Raw genomic sequence first — 22,151 nt, 5'->3', positions numbered from 1 at the left:
GCTCCGCCGGCTGTCGAACTGGTCGCGGCGACGTTCGATCACGCAGATCGAAGCGCCCGCGAACCGATTCGCCCTCACTGGAACTCACCGAGCGTTCGGTCCGGATCGCCGCGGATCCACTCCTCGCCCGGCTCCTCCGCGTCGATCGTCTGGATTCGTGCGGTGTAATCGTCCGGGAGATCGTCGACGTCGAGCCTGACGAGCAGGACCTCTCGCTCCGTCGCCGCCCACTCCATCACTCGTCGCTGATCGCGTTCGGTCGAGCCGTTCCCGGTCTTGACCTCACAGAGCAACCGCCGCTCGATCGCGCCGTCGACGGTCACCGTCGCGGCACAGTCGGGCACCCAGGAGACGGTCTCGTCGGTCTCGTGAGACCGGTAGCTGATCGGTGCCGGGTCCGCATCCAGCTGAACCGCCGGTTCGCCGTCGCCCTCCATCGTCCGCCGGGCGTAGGCGAGGAGCACCGGCGGATCCTGGGCGTGACTCGTCAACAGCGCTTCGCCGAGGGCGCCGTACTGCGTGGCGCTGGTCTCGAAGGAGAGTCCGTCGTCGAGCGTCCCCGTCGGCTGGCGGACGCGTCGTTCGGGGTTCGACACGAGGTACGCGTCGACGTCTCGTGGGTCCTGTGGCGAGGGTGCCTGGAGCCGAACGGCCATCTCGCCGTCGTCGGAGTACCGTTTCGCGGCAGCGGCGGCCGCTTCGCGGTCTTCGTACTCGAGAAGGGCGCCGGGGCCGCCGCGCGCGGCGGCGATCTCGTTCTCCGTCGCAGAGTCGGTGAGGACGACGCGATACACGTTCGTCGTTGGCGCACCCGATCGGTATCAACGCTCCGGCCTCGATCGCTGGACAGCGGTGACGACTGCTCCCCAGGCACGTCGTGCTCTCAGCCACGGGAACGGCGGTCGAATCACCGGAGGGCTTACCCGCCGTCGTGGCGGAACGTGGGTATGCGACGCCTCGTACTTGCGAGCGTACTCTGTCTCCTCGTCCTCAGCGCAGGCTGTCTCGGCGCGATCGGCGTCGAGGTAGAAACCGAGGCCCAGGAGGGGCCCACCGGCTCCAACGGTGAGTTCGGCCCCTCGACCGATCTCGAACCGGTCGACGCCGACCTCTCCGTGCATTACATCGACGTTGGCCAGGCCGACGCAACGTTCGTGCGCGGCCCCGGCAACGAGACCATGCTGATCGACACCGGCCACTGGCAGGACGACGGCGAGACCGTTATCGAGTATCTCGAAGCACGAAACGTCGATCGCATCGACTACCTCGTCTCCACGCACGCCCACGCCGATCACATCGGCGGCTCCGCTGCGGTCATCCGCCACTTCGAGACGGAGGGCGAGGGGATCGGTGCCGTCTACGATTCCGGCGTCCCGACGACCTCCGCCACCTACGAGAACTACCTCGACGCAATCGAGCAATACGACGTGACGCTCTACGAGACGCGGGCCGGCGACGAGATCCCACTCAACGGGACGACCACGACCGTGCTCAATCCGCCCGCGAACCACGAAACCGACGACCTCGACGCAAACACGATCGCGGTCAGGATCGGCTACGGCGACGCCGGCTTCCTCTTCACCGGCGACATGACGAGCGAGACCGAGCCGGAACTGGTCGATCGGTGGGGCGAGGAGCTCCAGTCGACCGTCTACCAGGCAGGCCATCACGGCAGTTCCACCAGCTCATCTGGAGAGTTCCTCGACGCAGTGAATCCACAGATCGCGATCGTCTCTTCGGCCTACGACTCCCAGTACGGCCATCCCCACGATGAGCCACTGCAGCGCTTCGCCGACCGCGGCATCGACACCTACTGGACCGGGAGCCACGGGACGATCGTCGCCGGCACCGACGGCGATGCTGTGACGATCCGGACCGTCGCGAACGCGACGACCGATCCGACCGAGCTGCGGGACGCTCCGCCCGCTGACGTTTCAGCGAGCGCGGAGATCACGGTCAGAGGGACCTACGAGGTGGGCGCTCCGTCGGCTGGAGCGGTCATGCCGGCGTCAGCCGAGATCGTCCTTCCGGTATCGACCGGATCGTCGATGGTCCCCGCGACAGGAGGTGTCGATCCGTGAGCCTCGACGGACGGTATCGCGCGGTGCTCGATCGGATCGAGGAGGACACCGGCGTCCTCCTGGTCGAGAACGATCGCGGCGACGAGGTCATCGACGAACGGCACGTCGACGCCGAGGCGCTTCCGCCGGGCGTCGAGGACGGCGCCGTGCTGACGGCCACCTTCGAGCAGGATGGGCTTCGCCATCTCGTGTTCGAACCAGCCGAAACCGAACGACGGCGATCGGAGCTGGGCGAGCGGTTCGATCGGCTCGCAGAACGACCGCCCCAATCCAACGGCGGCTCCAGCGACGAGCGTGGCACCGACTCCGACGGCGATGATGCCAACGCGGACGAGGACTCGACGTAGCTGAACGAACGAACCGATTTCACGTGCAGACCGAGTGAACGGGCGGGCCGAGGTAACGAACGGGCCGAAGACACCAGCAGTACAGGTCCATCGTCACTCAACTACGGGCCACGCACCACGCAAACTGCGTTTCTCCGGTCGCACTGCTGTCGCTCAGTCGATGCTGACGACGAGCGGGATTCCGGAAAAAGCGATTGGGACGACGCCTCGGTCAGTCGTTGGCTTCCGCCCTCGCGTTGCCGATCGACGGCCGCGTCACGTCTCGGTCGGTCGCCTCGCCGTCGATGTCGTAAGGGTACTCCCCCGTCACGCAGCCCAGGCAGAGATCGGCCCTCGAGCGGCCGATCGCCTCTGCGACGGCGTCGATGGAGATGTAGGACAGCGAGTCCGCCCCGATCTCGTCCCGGATCTCGGTGGGCGATTTGTCGCTCGCGATGAGCTCCTCGCGCGTCGCCATGTCGATCCCCATGTAGCAGGGCGCGACGATCGCGGGCGCGCCGATACGAACGTGGACGCCCTCGGCGCCGGCGTCCCGGATGAGGTCGACGAGCTGCGTCGAGGTCGTGCCGCGGACGATCGAGTCGTCGATGATCGTGACGGTCTTGCCTTCGATGGTGCTCTTGATCGGGTTGAGTTTGAGGCGGACGGCGCGCTCGCGCTCGTCCTGGGTTGGCATGATGAACGTCCGGCCGACGTACCGGTTTTTCATCAGTCCCTCCGCGAACTCGACGTCTGCGCCGTCCTCCTGAGCGGCCTCCGCGTAGCCGGAGGCGAAGGCGCGCCCGGAGTCGGGCACTGGCATGACGACGTCGGTTTCGACGCCCTGTTCCTCCCAGAGCTTCCGGCCGAGATTCCGCCGGACTTCGTAGACCAGTTCGTCGTCGATGACGGAGTCCGGTCGCGCGAAGTAGACGTGCTCGAAGAAGCAGTGGGCGGTGCGGTCGCGGTCGAAGAGCTGGTAGGAGTCGTAGCCGGACCCGTCCTGATGGAGGACGACGAGTTCGCCGGGTTTCACGTCCCGAACGAGCTCGCCGTCGAGCGTATCGATCGCCGCGGATTCGGAGGCGAGCACGTAGCCGTCGTCGAGCTCCCCGATCACGAGCGGTCGGTTGCCTTCGGGATCGCGAACGCCCAGCACGGTCTCGTCGTGCATGATCGTCAGCGAGTACGAGCCGTGGATCCGGTCCATCGTTCGCTTGACGGCCCGGACGAGGTCCTCCTCGAGGAGGTTTCGGGCGAGGTCGTGCGCGATGACCTCGGTGTCACCGTCGCTCGTGAAGGCGTGGCCGAGATCCGCGAGCTCGTCTCCGATCTCGTCGGCGTTGACGAGGTTACCGTTGTGAGCGAGCGCGAGCGAACCGGATTTGAAGGATACCGAGAATGGCTGGGCGCAGCAGGAGTCGACGCTACCCGCCGTCGGATAGCGGACGTGGCCCACGCCGTTCTCGCCGTTCAGGTTCGCGAGATCGTCCTCGTCGAAGACGTCGCCGACGAGCCCCATCTCGACCTGGCTGTGTTGCTGGAATCCGTCGTGGGTGACGATCCCCGCGGACTCCTGACCGCGGTGCTGGAGCGCGTAGAGTGAGTAGTAGAGTGGACGGGCGGCGGCACGGTCAGCGAGGGAGACGCCGACGACGCCGCACTTCTCGTGCATATAGCCTTATTCGCCGGATTTCGACTGCCACTCGTAGTCTCGGCGCTTGCTGGACGTTCCGAATCCACAGGAGGAACACCGCTCCTTCCCCGTGTGGTAGGAGGCCTCACCGCACCGACGACACGTCACGTGCGTCGTTTTGTTCTTCTTCCCTTCCGCAGAGGTTCCCGTTGTCATAGCGTGATCGAAACGACGTTGTCGCCGCGTATAATCGTTGTGTCTTGCCCATTCCCGGCAGGATCGTCGGCGTCTGCGGACGCCGGTGTCGTCCCGACCTCGTCCAGGACGAGATTCATGTGTTGATCGTAGCCAGCGAGGGTGCCACTGATGGTGTCGTCGCTTTTGAGGTGGACTTCCACGTCGTCGCCGACGGCGGCTTCTAGCTCGTCCAGGGGTCGACCGCTCATGTTCAGGATGCCTCCCGACGGCCGCATAAACGTACCGGCTGGAAGCCCTCCCCTGATCGCAGTACGCGGTTCGTACTCGATGCAGGACACGTACTCGATGCAAGATGCGTACTCGGTGGAAGGTGGCTCCTCGCCAGCCAGACCCGTGGTTACGATCACAGACTATTCATCAGGCAAGCACGGACTGTGAGCCGTGACGAGCGAGGACACTGCCGCGAGTAGGTCCGAGGACGTCCCAGAGAGCAGCGTTGCCGAAACTGCTGGAGAGGGCGCCCGGGAGTCACATTCTGGACCAAAGACGAGCAGTGCCCAAGATACCACAGCCGAGGGCGCCGCGCGATCTCGGCGGCCGCTCCGTAGCGGGATACTCGGGCTTATCGCCGGAATCGCCGGTGGGATCGTCGGCACGACGGTGGCGCCAAACAATCTGATTCTGACGATCGTTCTCGTGGTCGGCGTCGCCGGCGCCGTGACGCTGGTCACGCTCCGGCTGCTCGCAGGTCGGTGAGCGATATCGCCGAGACTGCCGACTGCTCCCAACTCAGAGGTCGACGGAGAAGGGCGCGCTATCTGGCGCACGTTCTGCCGCCGCGACCAGCAGATCCGCGGCAGCCTCGAGATCGTCGGTGTCGACGACTTCGACCGGCGTGTGCATGTAGCGGTTCGGGAGTCCGAGATTCAGCGACGGCGTGCCGCCGGCCTGCGTGAAGAACGCGTCGGCGTCGGTGCCGGTTCGGATGCCGTCGGCGGCGATCTGGACGTCGACGTCCGCGTCCTCGCCGGCGGCGCGCACTGCGTCAGCCAGCACGGGGTGGTTCGCAGCGCCCCTGCCGACGACCGGCCCATCGCCGAGCGCTACCTCGCTGGTCTCGTCGCCAGGGACGTCCGGATAGTCCGTCGCGTGGAAGACGTCGACGGCGACGACCGCGTCCGGAGCGAGATCGTCACCGATCATCTTCGCGCCCTGGAGTCCGACCTCCTCCTGTACGGTCGAGACTGCGTAGAGGGTCGCGTCGACGTCGGCGTCGGCTGCGCGCCGGAGCGTCTCTGCTGCCACCCAGGTCCCGACGCGGTTATCGAGGCCGCGACCGGCGATTCTGCTTCCCTGCAGATCGCGGACCGTGGAGGCGATCGTGATCGGGTCGCCGACCTCGATGAGCTCACGGGCGGCGTCGCCGTCCGCCGCACCGATGTCCACGCGCTGCTCGTCGATGTCGTCGTACGTCTCGTCGCCGACGTCCCGGAGGTGGATGGCGTTCTGTCCGACGACGCCGTTGACCGGACCGTCATCTCCGTGAATTTCGACGTGCTGGCCCTTCGAAACCGTGCGGTCGGAGCCGCCGATGCGTCCGAGGTGGACGAACCCTTCGTCGTCGATCTTTCGGACGATGTACCCGATCTCGTCACCGTGTCCCGCGACGGCGACGGACGGTGCGTCCGGCTCCCCCTCGAGGACGGCGATGGCGTTGCCGTAGTCGTCCGTCCGAATCTCGTCGGCGTGTGGTTCGACGTACTCGATCCAGCGGCGCTGTCCCTCGACCTCGTAGCCAGAGGGCGTCGGCGTCGTGAGCAACTCGTCGAGGAACTCTCGCCTGCGGTCGTCCATACTGACGTTCGTTCGGGGGCCGAGTTGAATCCTCGGATGGCGGGTCAGAGATCCGGATTCGCTAGCCGGTCACGGGCGATCGTCGAGCTACCGGTCGTCGATCGGTCGGCGCTCCAGCGCCAACGACTAAGAAGCTCGCGGACGTATCCACGGCCGCTATGGGAGATAGAAATCTCACGCTCTTCGCGATTCACACGCACGGCGACACGCAGTTTGGTCCCTCCTCCGTCCCCGGCGTCGGTTCGGATGACGCCGAGTCCTCCTCGGACGATGCCTCCACGGGCAAATCCTGGTTCGGGAAGGGATCCGACGAGACGAACGAGGACGAGAAGGTCCCCGTAGCGGACGAGGAATCCGGGGGTGGCGGCCTCGGTGCGCTCCTGATCGCACTCGTCGTCCTCGCGGGCATCGCGATGGTCGTCAAGAAACTGACTGGCAGCGACGACTCCGTCGACCTCGCCGAGTCCGACGACCTCTGAGGCGGCGCTCCTGGTGGTGACGCCCCGGCGGTCCCCGCGGCCTGAACTGACCGTCTCTGCCGTCCCCACGTCGAATCTCGACATAGTTTCACAAACCGGTTCCCGCCGATCCCTTTTCCGCTCGCTCGACGCACTTGGGGCCCGAGTCTCCGTTCTGTTTTCTGGATTACTGGGGGGTAGTGGCCAGTACGTGTGTACCATCCGCACGACTGCGGCGGGGAGAAGGGTTTTGACCGCCGAGCGGCAACGAAGTCCATGACGATCTATCACAGTGTTCGGGCGGTCGCGGGTGCCTCCGGCAGCGGGCTCGTGGACTGGAACGCGGTCACGGAGGCCGCCTGTGCTTCGACCGATCCCGGATCGCTCGAGCTCACAGCAGCTCAGCGAGAGGGCTACGCTGCGGACGTCAGGGACGCCAGAGAGCGCGTTCGCGAGGTCACGGCTCACGAGTTCGTCGTACCGGAGACCCTGGAGATCCAGCACCGGCACCACTGGATCGACGCGAACGTCGCCACGTTCCGGCGGGTTATGGAGCCACTCGAGGGGTTGGCCGACGACTCGATGGTTCCCGGGCTCGCACGCAAGACCAATACCGGAACCATGTCCGTCATGCTGGGCTACCTCGCGCGGAACGTCCTCGGGCAGTACGACCCGCTGCTTCTGGCCGACGCTCCACAGGACGACCACGGGCTCTACTTCGTCCACCCGAACATCGTCGCCGTCGCCGACTCGCTCGACGTCGATTTCCCGCGGTTCCGGCGCTGGATCGCTTTCCACGAGGTGACCCACGCAGCGGAGTTCGGTGCAGCGCCATGGCTCACCGATCACCTCGCCGAGCGGATGGAAGAGGGAATCGATGGCGTCGCCGATGGCACCCTCGACCGCGAGACGTTCACCGAACTACAGACGGCGATGACGGCCGTCGAGGGGTACGCTGAACTCCTCATGGACGAGGCGTTCGACGACGAGTCCGACGATCTCCGCGAGAAGCTCGACGCCCGCCGTCAGGAAGCCGGCCCGCTCGGCCGTCTCCTTCGGCGTGCGCTCGGCATCGGTCTCAAGCGCGAGCAGTACGAGCGCGGCAAGGCGTTCTTCGACGACGTGGCCCAGGCACGCGGGCTCGGCGCTGCGGGCGCCGTCTGGGAGTCGCCCGACCACCTCCCGACGGAGGCGGAACTCGACGATCCGGCGCTGTGGCTCCAGCGGATCGATCCCTGAGAATCTCCGAATCCAGCTTGCAGCTCTTCGTCCGGTCCACCCATGCACCGCGGTTCGCCTATCCTACCGCGGTCCGCGTCCTCGACCGGGCCTGTTCGATGCGCCGGACTCCGGCGCGATGTGCGTGAGGTAGGCCGTCAGCACGATGCCAGCCAGCAGACCGATCACCGTCGCTACGACGATCGCTGGGAGGCCCGCGCCGAAGGATACCGACACCAGCCCGCCGCTCCCGCCGACGATCAAGATGATCGCGAGCTGGAAGCGGTTCGGTCGGAGCGCAACCTCCGCCAGCGTCTCGATCACTCGAACCCCCTGCCGACCGCGCTCGTGTCGACGACGTCCTCGAACTCGGCCTCGAGGACTTCTTCGGCCTCCTCGAACTCGCTCGACAGATCGTCGAGTGCGTCCGGACGGCCGTACTGATCGTGCTCGATCGGGCCGTAGGCTGGCGCGTCCATCGCGTCCATCACGTCCTCGAACAGCGCATCGGGGGTCGTCGGCGCGTCCGCGTGCGTGCGAACGACTTCCTCCACTCGACTGGCCATTGTCTCGGCTTCGTCCTCGTCCGCCGGGCCGTCGTTGACCGCGAAGTGGCCGCTTCCCTCCAGGCCAGCTTCCCCGGGGAAGAGGGGATCGAGATCCTCGTCGACCCGCCGGGCGACGTGAGCGCCCACGCCCCGGACCTCGAAGGGGTTCTTCGCGAACGTCTTGAGTTGGTAGACGCCCGCATTCCGGTGGCCGAGATACATGTCCTCGCCGACTCCCGACGACCGATCACCGCTGACGGCTCGCCAGCCCTCCGGATCGACGTCGCTCTCGACGACGTCCGCCACCAGATCGTCCCAGTCCCGTACCCGCATACTGGCTCTGCCTTGCCGGTCGCGGAGAAAGAACGTGTCGATGCGGACAAGGGAGTGGATTCGACGCTCTGTACATTGGCTTTCGTCGAACCAGTGTTGCTCGATTGGTCTACTAGGGAACTCTAGTTGGATGAACCAGGACAGCAGACCGACACGGAAGCCTCCTCCCGCTCGACTCGGGCGGCTCGCTGCGCGTGGTTCGAAAGACGCAAAGGGTCTTTCGTCATCACGAGAGAGCTTTGCTCTCTCGAACGACTTCACTCGGCCTGCGGCCTCGTTCCAGTGCTTACATTGCCGTCCGTCGTCGACCGGTCGGCCCCTTCCGGAGTCCCACCCAGAGTGTGGTTGCTAGAGCGAAGCGCGGCGGAGATTCGGGCGCGCTGATCACGAGGTGATCGCCCGAAGGCGTTCGCTCCGCTGGGCGATCCACCTGAGCGTAGCTTGACTCGATATCCGCTGGGTGGGACTGGAAGGGGCCGACCGCTCGTGTTCGCTCGCGACGAAAGCACGGCCGAGCGTTAGCGAGGCCGCGCGCAACGAGCGAGCGGACACGAGCGGGAGGGGGCTTCCAAGTTGTTTGCTGTCCAGCGCAATCCGCTGTCAGCGAATGAGCTCATCAGTAGTCATGTTGCCCAACTCACCGTTACGTTCCCGAACAGTTTTGCCGGCTCCCTGCTAGCAGGTACCAAGGAGCATGTACGAGCGGATCCTCGTCCCGACGGACGGCTCAGCTGGCGTCGAACGGGCAGTCGACCACGCGATCGATCTCGCGGCAGCCCACGGTGCCACGATTCACGCCGTTTACGTCGTCAACACGGCGAGCTACGGCGGCATTCCGATGGAGACCTCCTGGGATGGCATCCGGGACGTGCTTTCCGAGGAGGGCCAAGCAGCGCTCGAACGGGTGATCGAACTGGCTGCCGAGGCGGACGTGGACGTCGAGACTGCCGTCGTCGACGGCTCGCCGAGTCGGCAGATCGTGGACTACGCTGAGCAGGCAGATTGCGATCTTATCGTGATGGGCACGCATGGGCGCGGAGGTCTGGACCGGCTTCTACTCGGCAGCGTCGCCGAGCGGGTGGTGCGCAGTTCCGAGATTCCGGTGTTGACAGTTCGGGTCGGAGAGCCCCCGGACGCCGAGGAACGGACCACGGGCGAGGCGGCCGTATCAGCTGATGAAGCGCCGGATTCAGCCGAGGACGCCTCCTGAGCTGGTTATCCAACGAAGCGTCCTCCGTTTTTCTGTACGAATCAGCCGTCCACCTGATCGCCCGGTAGCCGCTGCGATCGGTCAGGCTGGGCGAAGATGTTCACAGTCACCAGCGTGGATGCGCTTGGTGCCGTCGTCAGTTTCGACGAGTAGCGTCCCTGGCAGTTCGACGTCGGTAGCTGTGCCGACGACGGTGTCACCGGTTGCGGTTTCGACGCGGACCTCTCGGCCGAGCGTCAGTGCGCGCTCACGCCAGGCGTCGAGAATCCGGTCCGGATCTGCCCGGAGGTCGTCGAAGGTCTCCAGCACGCGCTGGACGAACAGTCGTCGGTTCACGTCCTCGCCGAGTACCTCGCGGAGACTCGTCGCACCCTCTGGCAGCTCGTCGGCGTCGAGGTTCGCGTTGATCCCCATGCCGACGATGAGCCACTCGACCCGGTCGGCTTCGCCCTCCATCTCGGTCAGCACACCGGAGAGTTTGGCGTCCGAATCCGCACCGACACCACCGTCGGACTCGCTCACCAGGACGTCGTTCGGCCATTTGATCCCCGCGTCGACGCCGGCCTCTCGGGCAGCCGTGGTGATCGCCACCGCGGCGGCGAGCGTGAACTGCGGAATCGTCGCCGGCGGCCGATCCGGTTGGAGTACGATGCTCTGCCAGATTCCACCCCTCGGCGACGCCCACTCGCGATCGAGCCGTCCGCGACCGCCGGTCTGTTCGGCGGCGACCACGACCACGTCCTCGGCGCCATCGGCGGCGAGGTCCCGGGCGACGTCGTTCGTGCTTCCGACCGAGTCGTGAAACGCGATCTCGAACGGTGCATCGAGACCGAACTGGATCGCATCGCCACCGTACTCGGGAACGGAGCGGAGCGCGTAGCCGTCCGGACCGCTCTCGATCGTGAAGCCCTGCTCCCGGAGCGCCTCGACGTGTTTCCAGACGGCGGCCCGCGAGACGTCGAGATTCGCTGCCAGCGCTTCGCCGGATCGTGGCGCCTCGGCCAGCGCGTCAAGGATGGATCCGCGCGTATCGGTCATACCGACTGGACGACCGGCGGGGACTTGAGCGTGGTCACCCACGGACGCACTTTCTTCTGCGGCGGCAGTCCTGATTTCAGCAGCGCCAGGCCCCGGCGAACGATGCGTAGTTTCCCGTTACCATCGGTGATCTGTCACTGCTGCCATATCGGGAAATCGTGGGGTAATGTCCGGTCTTACTCTTGGTTTCCGCAGGCAATTTTTGACTACTTCTTTTATTCAGTAAGGGAAATAGTTAAGGGAGAAGGTGATAAGTCTCGCCCTGTATGTCGGAGTCAGATTCAGACGCGGACGGTTCCACGACGGAGGAGACAGGAGGGGCATCACAGGAGGCGCCAAATCACAACGCCCAGCAGCAACAACAGACTGGAGGCGGGACGTCGCTCGACGATTTCGTCAGCCAAGAGGAGCAGGCGGTTATCCAAGATTGGCTGATCTACGTGGGGGGTCTGTTCGCTGTTCTCGGCCTCGCCATCGGTCTCAATTCGAATATTCAGGACCAGTGGGATCACAATCTGTTCGACGTATCCCAAGGGGCGACCGGGACACCAGCGGTATCCTATTTGGTCGTGACCATGGTGGGTATCATCGCCCTGGCGTTCTTCGGAGCTATCGTCGCACGGAACGTCGATAACACGGAGAATACGGCGTTCAAAGTTGCCGCAGTGGTCTCACTCGTCGCGATGCCTATTCTCTACCTCGTTGCTGGCTTCACGGTGGTCATTCCGTACGACAACGTCTCCCTCAATTTCGTGAATGTGATCGTGAGCGGCCTCGGAAGTGGCGTTGCGGCTGCGATTTCCTCTGCTATCGTCGTGTGGCTCACAGAGAACAAGGCACCTACTGCGATCAGTGGCTAAATCCGCCTAGGTGCTGCCCGAAGGAGTAGCATTGTCGCCGATTTTACTCTCGTTTTGACTGCAACGTGTGTCGTCGGATTCTATCCCGTGACACAACGCCTTTGAAGACACCTCTCCTCCCCCAGAATATGGAGGCCTACGAACTGCTCTCCCGGAATGCCGTGGAGGTCGTGACCGACGAGGAGGCCCGCGAACTCGCTGCCGATCCCGAGGGAAAGCGCGCCTACGTCGGGTACGAGCCCTCCGGAGCGCTTCACCTGGGCCATCTGCTCACCGCGAACAAGCTGATCGACCTCCAGGAGCTGGGGATGGAGGTCGTCGTCCTGCTCGCCGACGTTCACGCGTACCTGAACGGCAAGGGCACCTTCGACGAACTCGAAGCCACTGCGGAGACGATGAAGGCGCAGTTCCTGGCCTACGGACTCGACCCGGATCAGACGGAGTTCGTCTACGGCTCGGAGTTCCAGCTAGACGAGGAGTACGTCCTCGACGTCCACGAACTCTCTGTCTCGACCTCCCTCAATCGCGCCCAGCGCGCGATGGCGGAGATTCAAAGCGGCGACACAGCCAGCGTCGCCCACGTCGTCTACCCGATCATGCAGGCGCTGGACATCGAGTATCTCGATCTCGACCTCGCCGTCGGCGGCATCGACCAGCGGAAGGTCCACATGCTTCACCGCGAGGGAATGGACGAGGTTGGCTACGACGTCCGGCCCGCCCTTCACACGCCGATCATCGCCGACCTCGAGACAGGCGTCGGCAAGATGTCCGCCAGCGAGGGCGTCGACATCACGATGGAGGACTCTCCGGAGGACCTCGAGGAGAAAGTCAACGCAGCCTACTGCCCGCCGACGCGCGATCCCGAGCCCGCCGAAGACGGTGAGGAGCGCGAGCATCCCGTCCTTCAGCTCTTCCAATTCCACGTGTTCCCCCGCTTCGACTCCGTCACCGTCGAGCGCCCCGACGAGTACGGCGGTGACGTGACGTACGACGATTACGAGGCACTCGCCGACGCGCTCGATTCCGGCGAGCTCCATCCCGCCGACGCGAAGTCCACGCTCGCGACCGCACTCGACGAACTGATCGCACCCGGTCGCGAGAAGCTGCAAGAGCTCGAGGCCTGAACACCGCCGCGTGGGGCGACGTCCGAACGAATCGATCCAGATCCATTCTTTTCGGTGACTACCGACTCGCTCCTCAGACGGCGACGACGAGGCCCGCGATTAGCATCATCAGGAGAATCACGCAGATCATGCCGTAGAACAGGATCCGGTACGACCGCCGATAGCGCTGCTCCAGCGCGTCTGCGTCGAGATCGGAGAGGATAGCTGGACCGTCCTCAGGTGTCTCGAGCACTCTCCCCACACCAGGTTCCTTGGCCTGCCGTACGGTTCCGCGAACGGTCAGCGTGTCCCCACTCCCGACGACTGCTTCACGGTACTCTCGCGTTCCGTGAGTCCGTCCGAGATCGATGAGCGTCGCGCCTGGTTGGGACGCATCGAGGCCGACCCGCCGCTCCAGATCTCGGAACCGCTCGGGTGGGTCGATACCCTGTGGCACCTCCTCAGCGGTGTCGAACTCGTCGAACTCGACGAGCGCGTCGTCGATCTCGAAGCCCGTTATCGCGTCGTAGCCGACGAGACTCGTCAGCACATCCGTCGATGCTTCGTGTGATCGATCGGGGACCGTTATCGCGCTGCCATCGGCTTCGATCCGCACTGCCGCCATCTGCAGTCCCCTCGCCTCGGGCGTCCAGTGTTTCATGTTCATGTTCTCGTCTTGCCATTCGCGGATCGACCAGGCTGCGAGCAGCGCGTCGTCGCCTGTCATTGGCGCATCGATCGGACGCTCACGCGCCGTTGCCGTTCCCCTCAGGAGCACCGTCTCACTTGCCGTCGCCGTCGCTGGGGTCTCGGTGGGGGTATCACGAACGAGGTGGTATCGGTCCCGACGTCGCCACCCCTGGTAGAGTGGCAGGGCGCCGGCGACGGTCATCGCAACACCGACGGAGAGGGCTGCGCCGATGCTCTCCAGGCCAATCGACATGTCGTGTGGGTTCGCCGCGTCCGCAAAAATGGCCGCGATTCATCGCCGCCGTCGGCGGTTCCTCAGTCGATGGGTCGACGACGCAGCACGAACGAGTGCTACGGAGGACTATTCGTAGATCGGGTGTTCGGCACAGAGGTTCTCGACGGTCTCGCGAACGTCGGGGACGACCTCGTCCTCGGTTCCCTCGGCGACCGCGTCGACGACGCGGGCGATCAGGTGTGCGACCGTTCGGGATTCGTCCTCGCCGAAGCCGCGCGTCGTGATCGCAGGGGTGCCGACGCGGATCCCGCTCGGGTCGAACGGCGAGCGCGTCTCGCCGGGGACCGTGTTGCCGTTGAGCACCAGCCCAGCCTCTTCGAGAGCCTCCTCGGCGTCGCCACCGGACGTGTCGGGATGTGACGGCCGGAGGTCGACGAGCACGAGGTGATTGTCGGTGCCGCCGGAGACGAGTTCGAAGCCGTGCTCCTGGAGGTGCTCGCCCATCGCCTTCGCGTTCGCGACGGTCTGTTCGGCGTACTCCTCGAACTCGGGCTGCAGTGCCTCGTGGAACCCGACCGCTTTCCCCGCAATATTGTGCATCAGGGGCCCGCCTTGACCACCGGGGAAGACGGCCGTATCGAGATCGTCGGCGTACTCCTCGTCGCACATGACCATCCCGCCACGACCGGCGCGGATCGTCTTGTGCGTCGAGCCGGTGACGAAGTCGGCGATGCCGACCGGCGACGGATGCGCACCGCCGGCGACGAGGCCAGTGATGTGGGCCATGTCCGCGACCATCAGTGCGTCCGCGGCGTCGGCGGCTGCCCGAATCCGCTCCCATTCGACCTCGCGCGGGTACGCGGAGTAGCCCGCGACGATCACGTCGGGCTGGTACTCCTCGGCGTGGGCGTGGAGGCCCTCGTAGTCGAGGTAGCCGGTCTCGGGGTCGACCTCGTACTGCTCGACCTCGTAGAGCTGTCCGGCGAAGTTCGCCGGGTGCCCATGGGAGAGGTGGCCACCGTGCTCGAGATCCAGCGAGAGAATCTTGTCGCCGGGCTCCAACATCGCGTAGTAGACGGCCTGGTTTGCCTGGGTGCCGGAGTGAGGCTGGACGTTGACGTGCTCGGCACCGTAGAGCTCCTTCGCGCGATCGATCGCGAGCTGCTCGACCTCGTCGGCGTGCTCACAGCCGCCGTAGTACCGGGCGCCGGGGTATCCCTCGGCGTACTTGTTCGTCAGGACGCTGCTCTGGGCGTCGAGCACCGCTTCGCTGACGTGGTTCTCCGCTGCGATGAGCTGGAGGGTCGATCGCTGCCGCTCGATCTCTCCCTCGAGTGCGTCGGCGACGGCCGGATCGGCCTCCCGAACGCTGTCGTGTCGCATACGAATCTCTTCGCCGGTGACGCCCTATATCCATCGGAACGATTTGGCTCGCGCTGGCTCCGTGTCGGCTGCTGGAGCGTTCGATTGGAATCGAATCAGGGGCAATCGTCCGATCTACGCGTGGAAGCAGCCGCGTCGTCGCCTGGCGCCGGCATCGTAGAACGCATCGCTACGCGCCAGCGACCGTCGACGCGTGCACACTGGCGTCGCTACCTATCAGCAACCGCCGCCGGTCGCCCTTGCCACTGGCAACCACACGGAAAGTTCTTTGAGTGATGCCGAACGATAGGTTTCTCCACGATGCTCGAGTGGGACGGAACCGAGACCAGCTTTCGCGTCCACGATTCGGCGGGCGCGGAGTGTTCGGTCAGCGGCTCCGGGCTCGAGTTCACCGACGCCGACCGCGACATACCCAGACCGGTCGACATCACGCTCGACTGCCTGACCGACCAGCTCACTTTGCCTGGAGCTGTGGTCTACGCGATCTCGTTGTCTTCCGGTGAGACCGAAGAGCTCGGCCCGGACACCGAGCCGATGGCGAAGCCCGAAGGCGAGTACCTGATCGACGTCGACGCTGAAGTCAAGAGCTACATTCGCCTGAACGGGCCGTTCACCCTCTGCCGGACCGCCGACTACGACGGCGTGGTGCTCTCGTTGCCGGGCCGGCGTCGACTGACGCTCGGCTTCCGTGGCCGAACCAGAAAACCGACGACGGCGATGACGATCCCGCCGACGACGGAGGGGATCGCGACGGCGCTGACCCACGCGTCGGTCGCGCACAAGACGACGGGTGTGGATCGGTCCTTTCCCACGCTCCGGGGCCACCCGCCGTTGCTCGACGTCGACGACGGCGTCGACCAGGCGGCAGTTCCGGAGGCGATTCGCGCGGCCAGATCCGACACCGGCATCGAACTGCTCGCGCCGAACGCGCTCGAACCGCTCCTCGTCCTGGCGCCGCTCGCCTACTATCTCGGAGCCGACGTCGAGGTGGGCAACGTCGCGTCACCGATCGTCCGCGCCCCCGCGGCAGACGTCGACCTCGAACTCCCGGCGATGCCCGGGCTCGAGCGCGAGGCCACCCGGCTTCTGCGGAAGGTGTTTTTCCTCGACTGTCTCGTTCGCAACGCCGGCCCCTACAACACCGACCTCGCGGAGGCGAGCCTGCTCGACGCGCTCGGCGTCGACGACGAGGCCCTCTATGCGGCCTCGCCCCCGGAGCGCCTCGCCGCCTATCTCGACGTTCCTTACGGTGCCATCGAGCAGCGACTCCCAGACTGGCACTGCTCGACCTACGTCGAGCCCGACGAGGACGGTATCGAAGCGATCCCGTTCCTGCTCGACCGCATGAGTCTGATCTACATGCCACGGACCTCCGAGCTGGAGGGCAGCGAGCTGGTCGAGCGATCTCTCGACGACTTCTATCGCGGGCGAGCGCCGGACTACTCGCGCCGGCTCGACGCTTCGACGGACGATCGAACTGCAGAGGGAACAGCTACTTCCTCTCGGCTGTCCGACGACATCGATTCACTCGTGTCTGATGGCGGCACGACGTCCTCAGGGGTCAGGAGCGCAGGCGAGGTCGCATCCGTCGACGTCGTCAAACCCGAACTGCGGGGCGGTCGCATCCACGGCTGGCTCGCAGAGGGGACGCCGATCGACGTGTTTCGCTGTCTCCCAGAGGCCTACGAGAACCGTATCGATGCGCTCGATCGCGAGAGCGACGGGATCGACATCACCGTCGTTCGCAACGACGCCGAGATGGACGCCGAACACGCCGACGTTGCGGACATCTATCGGACACGTGGTGGAGACGTTTCGGTCGACGTCTCCGTCCGCGAACGCCTCACCGTCGCGGAGCTCGGATCGCTGTTCGAAGCCGACAACGGCTTCGTTCACTTCATCGGCCACTGTGAGACGGACGGCCTCCGGTGCCCCGATGGCCACCTGTCCGCGTCTTCGCTCTCGCGGTGTGGTGCCCAGACGTTCTTCCTCAACGCCTGTGGCTCCTACCACGAAGGCGTGGAGCTCGTTCGGAAGGGTGCCGTCGCCGGCGCGATTACCTTCTCGCAGGTGCTCAACGACCACGCGATCGCGGTCGGCTCGACGTTCGCCCAGCTGCTGGTCCACGGGTTCGGTTTCGAACGCGCACTCCAACTCGCCAGACGCCGGATCATGATGGGTAAGGACTACGCCGTCGTCGGCGACGGCACCCACGCGCTGGCCCAGAGCGAAAACCGACTGCCGGCGACGGTCGAACTCGAGCAGTTCGATGAGGGGTTCCTCGTGTCCTACGATCAGTTCTGTTCGCGACACGCGGGGAGCTTCTACCGGCCGTACATCGGTGACGATCGCTACGCGTATCTCTGTGGCAACGTCTCCGAGTATCTGCTCGATCGCTCCGAGTTGGCGACCTTCCTGGACCGAGCGGCGCTGCCGGTGATTTACGACGGCGACGTCTACTGGTCGGCCTCGCTCGCTGATCGGATCCGCGCCGGCGATTGACCGTCTGCCTGGCTATCGGTCCGTTAGTGGCTCTACCCGCAACTAATCGTGCTGCGTGCAAGAGAGTATGGAGATGGATTGAGGGTCTGGAGTTATCGCTTGCTCAGCAACGCCTCTCTGTGCTTCCCGCGGTCTCGAACGGTGGAGTGCGATGTGCGGTGAGACGAGGGTCCAGCTTCAGGGGCCCGTGTAGCCGCTACCGCCAGCTGCCTTCGCCAGCGCCAGAACGATTCCAAACATGGTTCGTGAGGCGTTCTGGCATCCACTTCAGTCTTTGGTCCAAAATCGAGGTACGGGTACAAAATATCGATTGGCAATTCCCATCGGGGTTTCGTCCACGGTCTTGAATGATGTGGCCAATGATGGGCCAATAAAATTAAGTATCAACGTCTCTTTTATACCCACACGTCTATGGAATCGAATTTACTCGGCGATCGGCTTGACGATATTCTTCGCTCGGTGTTCTCCGACGCGGGGGGAGAACTCGTCGTCGTCAATCCGACGAGGGATGGGCTCGAATCGTTGATCGACGTCGCTGCAGCCACTGACGACCTGCCGGCAGTGCGCGTACTCGTCGAAGAGCGGACGCTCAAAGACGTGATGGACGACTTCATCGTCGCCAGTAACGCCGCCGTTCTCATCGAGGATGGCATCCTCGAGTTCCGTACCGTCGAGGACGGTCCCGAGAACGCGCTCCTCGTGACCGAGGATCGTGTCGTCGCGATCGTCGACGCCGGGACGCAGGTCGCCGGCCTCGTCAGCGACGAGGCGGAGTTCGTCTCGGCCGCCAACGAGCGATACGAGAGCGACTGGGCCGCCGCCGAGGAGTACTCTCTCCGGACACCGTCGATCGAGCGCGTCCGCGAGACGCTCTCGGAGGACATCGGCGCCGACGCAGAGGCGGACTTCACCAACATTCTGGCATCGCTCGAAACCGCCCGTGGCGACGGCGACGGTCTCGACGAAGTGACGATCAGTCTCCTCGTCGCTGCGAAGAACGAGGCGCTGCTCTACGACATCAGCAAGTGGGGCGAGGACATCGGGATCGCCAGCAAGGCGACGTTCTCCCGGACGAAGACCAAACTCGAGGACAAAGGCCTGCTCGACACCGAGAAGGTCCCGATCGACGTCGGCCGCCCGCGACTCCGGCTCAAGCTCGGCGACGAGCGACTGCAGGGCGCCGACAACGGCGAACTCGCCAGCGCAGCGCAGTCGCTGCTGGCCTGAACGACGTACGACCGCGGCTCATCTTTTTTGGCTCTCTTCAACCGTAGCGACAGCTCTCAGGGCGACGGCAGCTCGATCTCGTCGCCGTCGACGACGACCGTCGGATCCCTGATGATGCCATCGAGGTGCAGCGGTGCTTCCGTGTCGCCACCGATCCCGGCGTCGTCCCCGATCGCAATGTGGACCGTGCCGGCGGCCTTCTCGTCGAGCAGCACCGATCCGACCAGCGACTCGACCGCGAGATTCGTCCCGATACCCAGCTCGGCGAGGTTGTACGCTGCGTCGCCGACCTCGGTCGCTGCCGCTTCGACCTGCTCGCGAATCTCCGGATCGGAGATTTCGGTGACGTAGCCGTCTTTCACCTCGAAGCGGAGCGTCTGGTCGTCGTCGAGCAGTCCGTGGGGCATCATCGTCCCGTCGACGACGTAGGTCCCTTCGGCGTCTTCGGGACTGACGAACACCTCTCCTGCGGGGAGATTCGAGAAGTCGCCGGACTCGTGGACGAGTCCAGTGTCGGCGTTCCAGGTTCGCTCGCCCGGGCGGACTAGGAAATCCGTTCCGAGCTCCGTCGTAATCCGGATCTCCTCGGCGGTGCTGACGAGTTCGAGCATCTCCTCGCACTCGCGCGCGATGGACTCGTAGTCAGCGTCCAGCCCGGTCGTGAACACCTCTTCCGTGATACCTGGCAAGGTGGCGCCGCGAGCGCCGCTGTCACAGGCTTTCGTCCGGGCGCGCGTGTGGCTCAGGCTCTTCGTCGTCGGTGCGACGAAGACGTCGCTGTGTGCCATCGCTCCAGCCACCGGCTCCGGTGGTTCCGCTCCGTGCTGGTCGCCGGGCTGGTATCGTACGAGCGTCGCGTCCGGAGTGACGTCGCTTGCGACCTCGTAGAGCGCCTCACCGATCGGCAGTCGCTTGTCGTCAGTGACGACGGCGACGGATTCGCCGCTCGTTACAGCGAGACAATCTTCGATCGCCGTCGTCGCCGGCGTCGTGAGATCGGCCATACTCGCGAGGTTGATCGCGTTCGACTTGGACGTTCCGCCCGCCGGCGAGTCAGACTGCCATCGTCCGGGGCCACCGGAGACCACGCTTTGGCCCCGTTGCGTCGTGGACGCTGCTCGTCCGCAGCGTTATCGGAACAACACCGTCGGTCGGCGTGCGGTCTCCTCGACAGTGTCGTCCTCGCCGATGCTCGGCAGCCTGATCGTCGCGATCGAGCCGTGGCCGTCCTCGACCGCTTCGATCTTGAAGGAGCCACCGTAGCGCGTCACGATCCAGTTGACGCGCCAGAGGCCGAGGCCGGAGCCGTGATCGAGTGGGGTCTCCCGGCCCTCGTCGACGATTGCAGTCTCCATCTCGCTGATTCCCGGTCCGTCGTCCTCGACAGTAATTTCGACCCAGTCCTCTCCGCCGTCGGCGCGGAGTGCGACCCACGGCTCCGGGGATTCACTGTGTTCGATGCCGTTGATCACGAGCTCCGTGAGCGCGTCCTCCAGTTCGCCGCCGCTGCAGATATCCCTGACACAGTTGATCGTGACGTCGATGGTCGCCGCTGGACACCGATCTCGCTGGACGCTGGCGACCGATTCGAGCAGATCTTCGGCATCGATTCGCTTGGGATCGCGTTGCTCGTAGGCCACCCGTTCCAGATCGTTGGCTGCGTCGCTCAGCGCCGAGAGATTCTGGGCCGTACGCTGGATCTGGCCGCTATACTCCGCGATATTGCTCCCGTCGCCAGTCTCGATAAGATCGGCGTAGCCGAGGATGGCGTTCATGTCGTTGCGGAGATTGTGTCGGAGGACGCGGTTGAGCAACCGGACGAGCTGCTCGGTACGCTTTCGCTCGGTGATGTCGTCCTGAAAGCCGAGAAACTGTGTCACGGCCCCGTCGGTCTCGATCGGGCTCAACCGTACCTGATTCCAGAACGGCGACCCGTCCGCACGGTAGTTGACCAGTTCGACCGTGGTCGCAGTGTCCGTCTCGACCGCCGAGCGGAGCGCCTCGATAGATGCTTCGTCGGTCGCCGGCCCTTGGAGAAACCGACAGTTCTTCCCGACGACGTCGGTGCTTGCATAGCCGGTGATCCGTTCGAACCCTTCGTTGATGTAGACCAGCGGCGTCCTGGGGCTCTGGGCGTCGGCGATGGAGATGCCGACGTCTGCGTCGTCGATCGCCCGATTTTTGATGCGGAGTTCGGCCTCCCGCTCGCGCCGCTCGGTGACGTCCCGGCCGACGCCCTGGGCACCGACGATCGATCCGTCGGTTTCGATCGGCGAGGAGTTGAGTTCGAGGATGACCCTCTCGCCCTCGCTGTCGACGAACGACACCTCCAGCTGTTGGACCGTCTCCCCGTCGAGGATCGCCTCGTGGGCGTCGAGTGCATCCCGTGTCGATTCCTCGGTGAGGTACTCCGTGAACGAGGTTCCTTCCAGCTCGTCTGCATCGTACCCCACCATGCGTTCCACGGACGGAGAGACGTAGGTGAAGGTGCCCTCGGTATCGAGGCGGTACAGCACGTCGAAGCTGTTCGTAGCGATGGCTTCGATTCGGTCGCGTTCGGCTTCGAGACGCTCGTTGCGTTCCTCCAGATCCCGTCTGTATTCGCGGTGTTCGAGCGCCTGCCCGATGAGCGTCGCGAGCAGCTCCACGAACGACTGTTCGGCGTCCGAAAAGGGCTCGTCGCGCTCGGCCCCGTCCGCGAAACAGACCGTTCCGTAGACGTCGTCGTTCACCTCGATCCGTACGCCGATGTACGCCCCCAGCCCGAAGATGTCGTAGGCAGTCTGGGGGATCTCCGACGACCTTCCGATATGCTGGATCGCAAGTGCGTTGTCCATCTCGACGGTGCGCTGACAGTACGCCTCTTCGAGTGGACAGTTTTTCCCGGACTGGATGAGTTCGTGTTCGCCAACAGCCTCGACGATTGTCTGTGTCCCCTCGTCGATCTTCGTGAGAAAGCCGATCGGCAGGTCGAGATACGCACTACCGATCTCCAGGGCTCGATGGACGTTCGCGTCGAGGTCACCCGTGCCTCCGGAGAACGTGTCGTGTATTTCGCGACGATAATCGGCCGCCTCCATTCTTGACGTACTGAGGCTCTAGGCGGTTTTCTATGTATCGGCCAGTCCACCGATGGGATTTACTGTCTGCTGGGGAAGCACGGTTCCGATACGTATTTTCTGCGAGACCTCACGACTTCGTATCGGTAGACGTAACGGACTCACTCACCGGCTTCGCTCTTCGTTCGTAGG

Annotated in this window: 22 protein-coding genes; 10 read left to right on the top strand and 12 right to left on the bottom strand. The window is 64.8% G+C overall.

The annotated features are described in order from the left end of the window. Window positions 1-74: 74 nt before the first annotated feature. Window positions 75-794, bottom strand: coding sequence for a DUF8081 domain-containing protein (locus tag MXF70_RS13440; protein WP_248516177.1), 720 nt, complete (start codon window positions 792-794; stop codon window positions 75-77). 153 nt (window positions 795-947) lie between these two features. On the opposite strand from MXF70_RS13440, the gene MXF70_RS13435 reads away from it, so the two are divergent. Both MXF70_RS13435 and MXF70_RS13430 read left to right on the top strand, forming a co-directional pair. Next, on the top strand, window positions 948-2,081 hold the full coding sequence (locus MXF70_RS13435) for a ComEC/Rec2 family competence protein (protein WP_248516176.1): 1,134 nt from the start codon (window positions 948-950) through the stop codon (window positions 2,079-2,081). Continuing rightward, a complete protein-coding gene (locus MXF70_RS13430; RefSeq protein WP_248516175.1) occupies window positions 2,078-2,428 on the top strand; it encodes a DUF3006 domain-containing protein in 351 nt (116 codons plus the stop codon). The genes MXF70_RS13435 and MXF70_RS13430 overlap by 4 nt, the downstream gene beginning before the upstream one ends. A 211-nt stretch (window positions 2,429-2,639) precedes the next feature. Here the strand turns inward: MXF70_RS13430 and purF are convergent, their stop codons facing one another. Genes purF through MXF70_RS13415 form a run of 3 tightly spaced genes read right to left on the bottom strand, consistent with a single transcriptional unit; the run spans window position 2,640 to window position 4,489 of the window. After that, entirely contained in the window at window positions 2,640-4,082 is a 1,443-nt protein-coding gene (gene purF, locus MXF70_RS13425) for an amidophosphoribosyltransferase (protein WP_248516174.1), read from the bottom strand. 6 nt (window positions 4,083-4,088) lie between these two features. Beyond that, window positions 4,089-4,259 carry a 50S ribosomal protein L37e gene (locus tag MXF70_RS13420; protein WP_020447519.1) on the bottom strand — a complete coding sequence of 57 codons (171 nt, stop codon included), beginning with the start codon at window positions 4,257-4,259 and terminating at the stop codon, window positions 4,089-4,091. Further along, window positions 4,256-4,489 (bottom strand): LSM domain-containing protein, encoded by a 234-nt coding sequence (locus MXF70_RS13415; RefSeq protein ID WP_248516173.1) that lies wholly within the window; start codon window positions 4,487-4,489, stop codon window positions 4,256-4,258. The genes MXF70_RS13420 and MXF70_RS13415 overlap by 4 nt, the downstream gene beginning before the upstream one ends. Window positions 4,490-4,682: 193 nt before the next feature. Here MXF70_RS13415 and MXF70_RS13410 point away from each other — a divergent pair, with 193 nt between their 5' ends. Next, entirely contained in the window at window positions 4,683-4,997 is a 315-nt protein-coding gene (locus MXF70_RS13410; protein ID WP_248516172.1) for a hypothetical protein, read from the top strand. Window positions 4,998-5,030: 33 nt separating this feature from the next. Here MXF70_RS13410 and MXF70_RS13405 read toward each other — a convergent pair whose 3' ends face one another. Beyond that, entirely contained in the window at window positions 5,031-6,095 is a 1,065-nt protein-coding gene (locus tag MXF70_RS13405; RefSeq protein WP_248516171.1) for a M20/M25/M40 family metallo-hydrolase, read from the bottom strand. A 158-nt stretch (window positions 6,096-6,253) separates the two neighbouring features. Here MXF70_RS13405 and MXF70_RS13400 point away from each other — a divergent pair, with 158 nt between their 5' ends. Beyond that, window positions 6,254-6,574 (top strand): hypothetical protein, encoded by a 321-nt coding sequence (locus MXF70_RS13400; RefSeq protein WP_248516170.1) that lies wholly within the window; start codon window positions 6,254-6,256, stop codon window positions 6,572-6,574. A gap of 255 nt (window positions 6,575-6,829) precedes the next feature. Then, window positions 6,830-7,792 carry an Rv3626c family coenzyme F420 biosynthesis-associated protein gene (locus MXF70_RS13395; RefSeq protein WP_248516169.1) on the top strand — a complete coding sequence of 321 codons (963 nt, stop codon included), beginning with the start codon at window positions 6,830-6,832 and terminating at the stop codon, window positions 7,790-7,792. A gap of 63 nt (window positions 7,793-7,855) precedes the next feature. Here MXF70_RS13395 and MXF70_RS13390 read toward each other — a convergent pair whose 3' ends face one another. Both MXF70_RS13390 and MXF70_RS13385 read right to left on the bottom strand, forming a co-directional pair. After that, the gene (locus MXF70_RS13390; protein WP_248516168.1) at window positions 7,856-8,095 is read right to left on the bottom strand and encodes a DUF8527 family protein; all 240 of its coding nucleotides are present in this window, start codon (window positions 8,093-8,095) and stop codon (window positions 7,856-7,858) included. Further along, window positions 8,092-8,652, bottom strand: coding sequence for a hypothetical protein (locus tag MXF70_RS13385; RefSeq protein ID WP_248516167.1), 561 nt, complete (start codon window positions 8,650-8,652; stop codon window positions 8,092-8,094). Before MXF70_RS13385 ends, MXF70_RS13390 begins: the two co-directional genes overlap by 4 nt. Before the next feature lie 694 nt (window positions 8,653-9,346). Here MXF70_RS13385 and MXF70_RS13380 point away from each other — a divergent pair. Beyond that, on the top strand, window positions 9,347-9,862 hold the full coding sequence (locus MXF70_RS13380; protein ID WP_248516166.1) for a universal stress protein: 516 nt from the start codon (window positions 9,347-9,349) through the stop codon (window positions 9,860-9,862). A gap of 81 nt (window positions 9,863-9,943) precedes the next feature. Here MXF70_RS13380 and MXF70_RS13375 read toward each other — a convergent pair whose 3' ends face one another. Beyond that, window positions 9,944-10,900 carry a biotin--[acetyl-CoA-carboxylase] ligase gene (locus MXF70_RS13375; protein WP_248516165.1) on the bottom strand — a complete coding sequence of 319 codons (957 nt, stop codon included), beginning with the start codon at window positions 10,898-10,900 and terminating at the stop codon, window positions 9,944-9,946. A gap of 266 nt (window positions 10,901-11,166) precedes the next feature. On the opposite strand from MXF70_RS13375, the gene MXF70_RS13370 reads away from it, so the two are divergent. Both MXF70_RS13370 and MXF70_RS13365 read left to right on the top strand, forming a co-directional pair. Then, window positions 11,167-11,760, top strand: coding sequence for a hypothetical protein (locus MXF70_RS13370; RefSeq protein WP_248516164.1), 594 nt, complete (start codon window positions 11,167-11,169; stop codon window positions 11,758-11,760). 128 nt (window positions 11,761-11,888) lie between these two features. Then, window positions 11,889-12,884 (top strand): tyrosine--tRNA ligase, encoded by a 996-nt coding sequence (locus MXF70_RS13365; RefSeq protein WP_248516163.1) that lies wholly within the window; start codon window positions 11,889-11,891, stop codon window positions 12,882-12,884. 73 nt (window positions 12,885-12,957) lie between these two features. On the opposite strand, the gene MXF70_RS13360 is transcribed toward MXF70_RS13365, so the two are convergent. Together MXF70_RS13360 and glyA are read right to left on the bottom strand one after the other, a co-directional pair. Further along, a complete protein-coding gene (locus MXF70_RS13360; RefSeq protein WP_248516162.1) occupies window positions 12,958-13,806 on the bottom strand; it encodes a hypothetical protein in 849 nt (282 codons plus the stop codon). A gap of 108 nt (window positions 13,807-13,914) precedes the next feature. After that, window positions 13,915-15,171 (bottom strand): serine hydroxymethyltransferase, encoded by a 1,257-nt coding sequence (glyA, locus tag MXF70_RS13355; RefSeq protein ID WP_248516161.1) that lies wholly within the window; start codon window positions 15,169-15,171, stop codon window positions 13,915-13,917. 300 nt (window positions 15,172-15,471) lie between these two features. Between glyA and MXF70_RS13350 the strand changes: the two genes are divergently transcribed. Both MXF70_RS13350 and tbsP read left to right on the top strand, forming a co-directional pair. Further along, window positions 15,472-17,673 (top strand): hypothetical protein, encoded by a 2,202-nt coding sequence (locus MXF70_RS13350; RefSeq protein ID WP_248516160.1) that lies wholly within the window; start codon window positions 15,472-15,474, stop codon window positions 17,671-17,673. Between the two features lie 411 nt (window positions 17,674-18,084). Continuing rightward, window positions 18,085-18,900: a transcriptional regulator TbsP gene (gene tbsP, locus MXF70_RS13345; protein WP_248516159.1), complete on the top strand. Its 816-nt coding sequence runs from the start codon at window positions 18,085-18,087 to the stop codon at window positions 18,898-18,900. Between the two features lie 56 nt (window positions 18,901-18,956). On the opposite strand, the gene MXF70_RS13340 is transcribed toward tbsP, so the two are convergent. After that, the gene (locus MXF70_RS13340; protein ID WP_248516158.1) at window positions 18,957-19,904 is read right to left on the bottom strand and encodes an aminopeptidase; all 948 of its coding nucleotides are present in this window, start codon (window positions 19,902-19,904) and stop codon (window positions 18,957-18,959) included. A gap of 126 nt (window positions 19,905-20,030) precedes the next feature. Beyond that, window positions 20,031-21,980 (bottom strand): PAS domain S-box protein, encoded by a 1,950-nt coding sequence (locus MXF70_RS13335; RefSeq protein ID WP_248516157.1) that lies wholly within the window; start codon window positions 21,978-21,980, stop codon window positions 20,031-20,033. Between the last annotated feature and the right edge of the window lie 171 nt (window positions 21,981-22,151).

The sequence above is a fragment of the Salinarchaeum laminariae genome, from assembly GCF_023204835.1.
GTDB classification, from domain to species: domain Archaea; phylum Halobacteriota; class Halobacteria; order Halobacteriales; family Salinarchaeaceae; genus Salinarchaeum; species Salinarchaeum laminariae.
The sequence above is the reverse complement of the archived record's forward strand: the minus strand, read 5'-3'. Positions and strand labels throughout refer to the sequence as shown.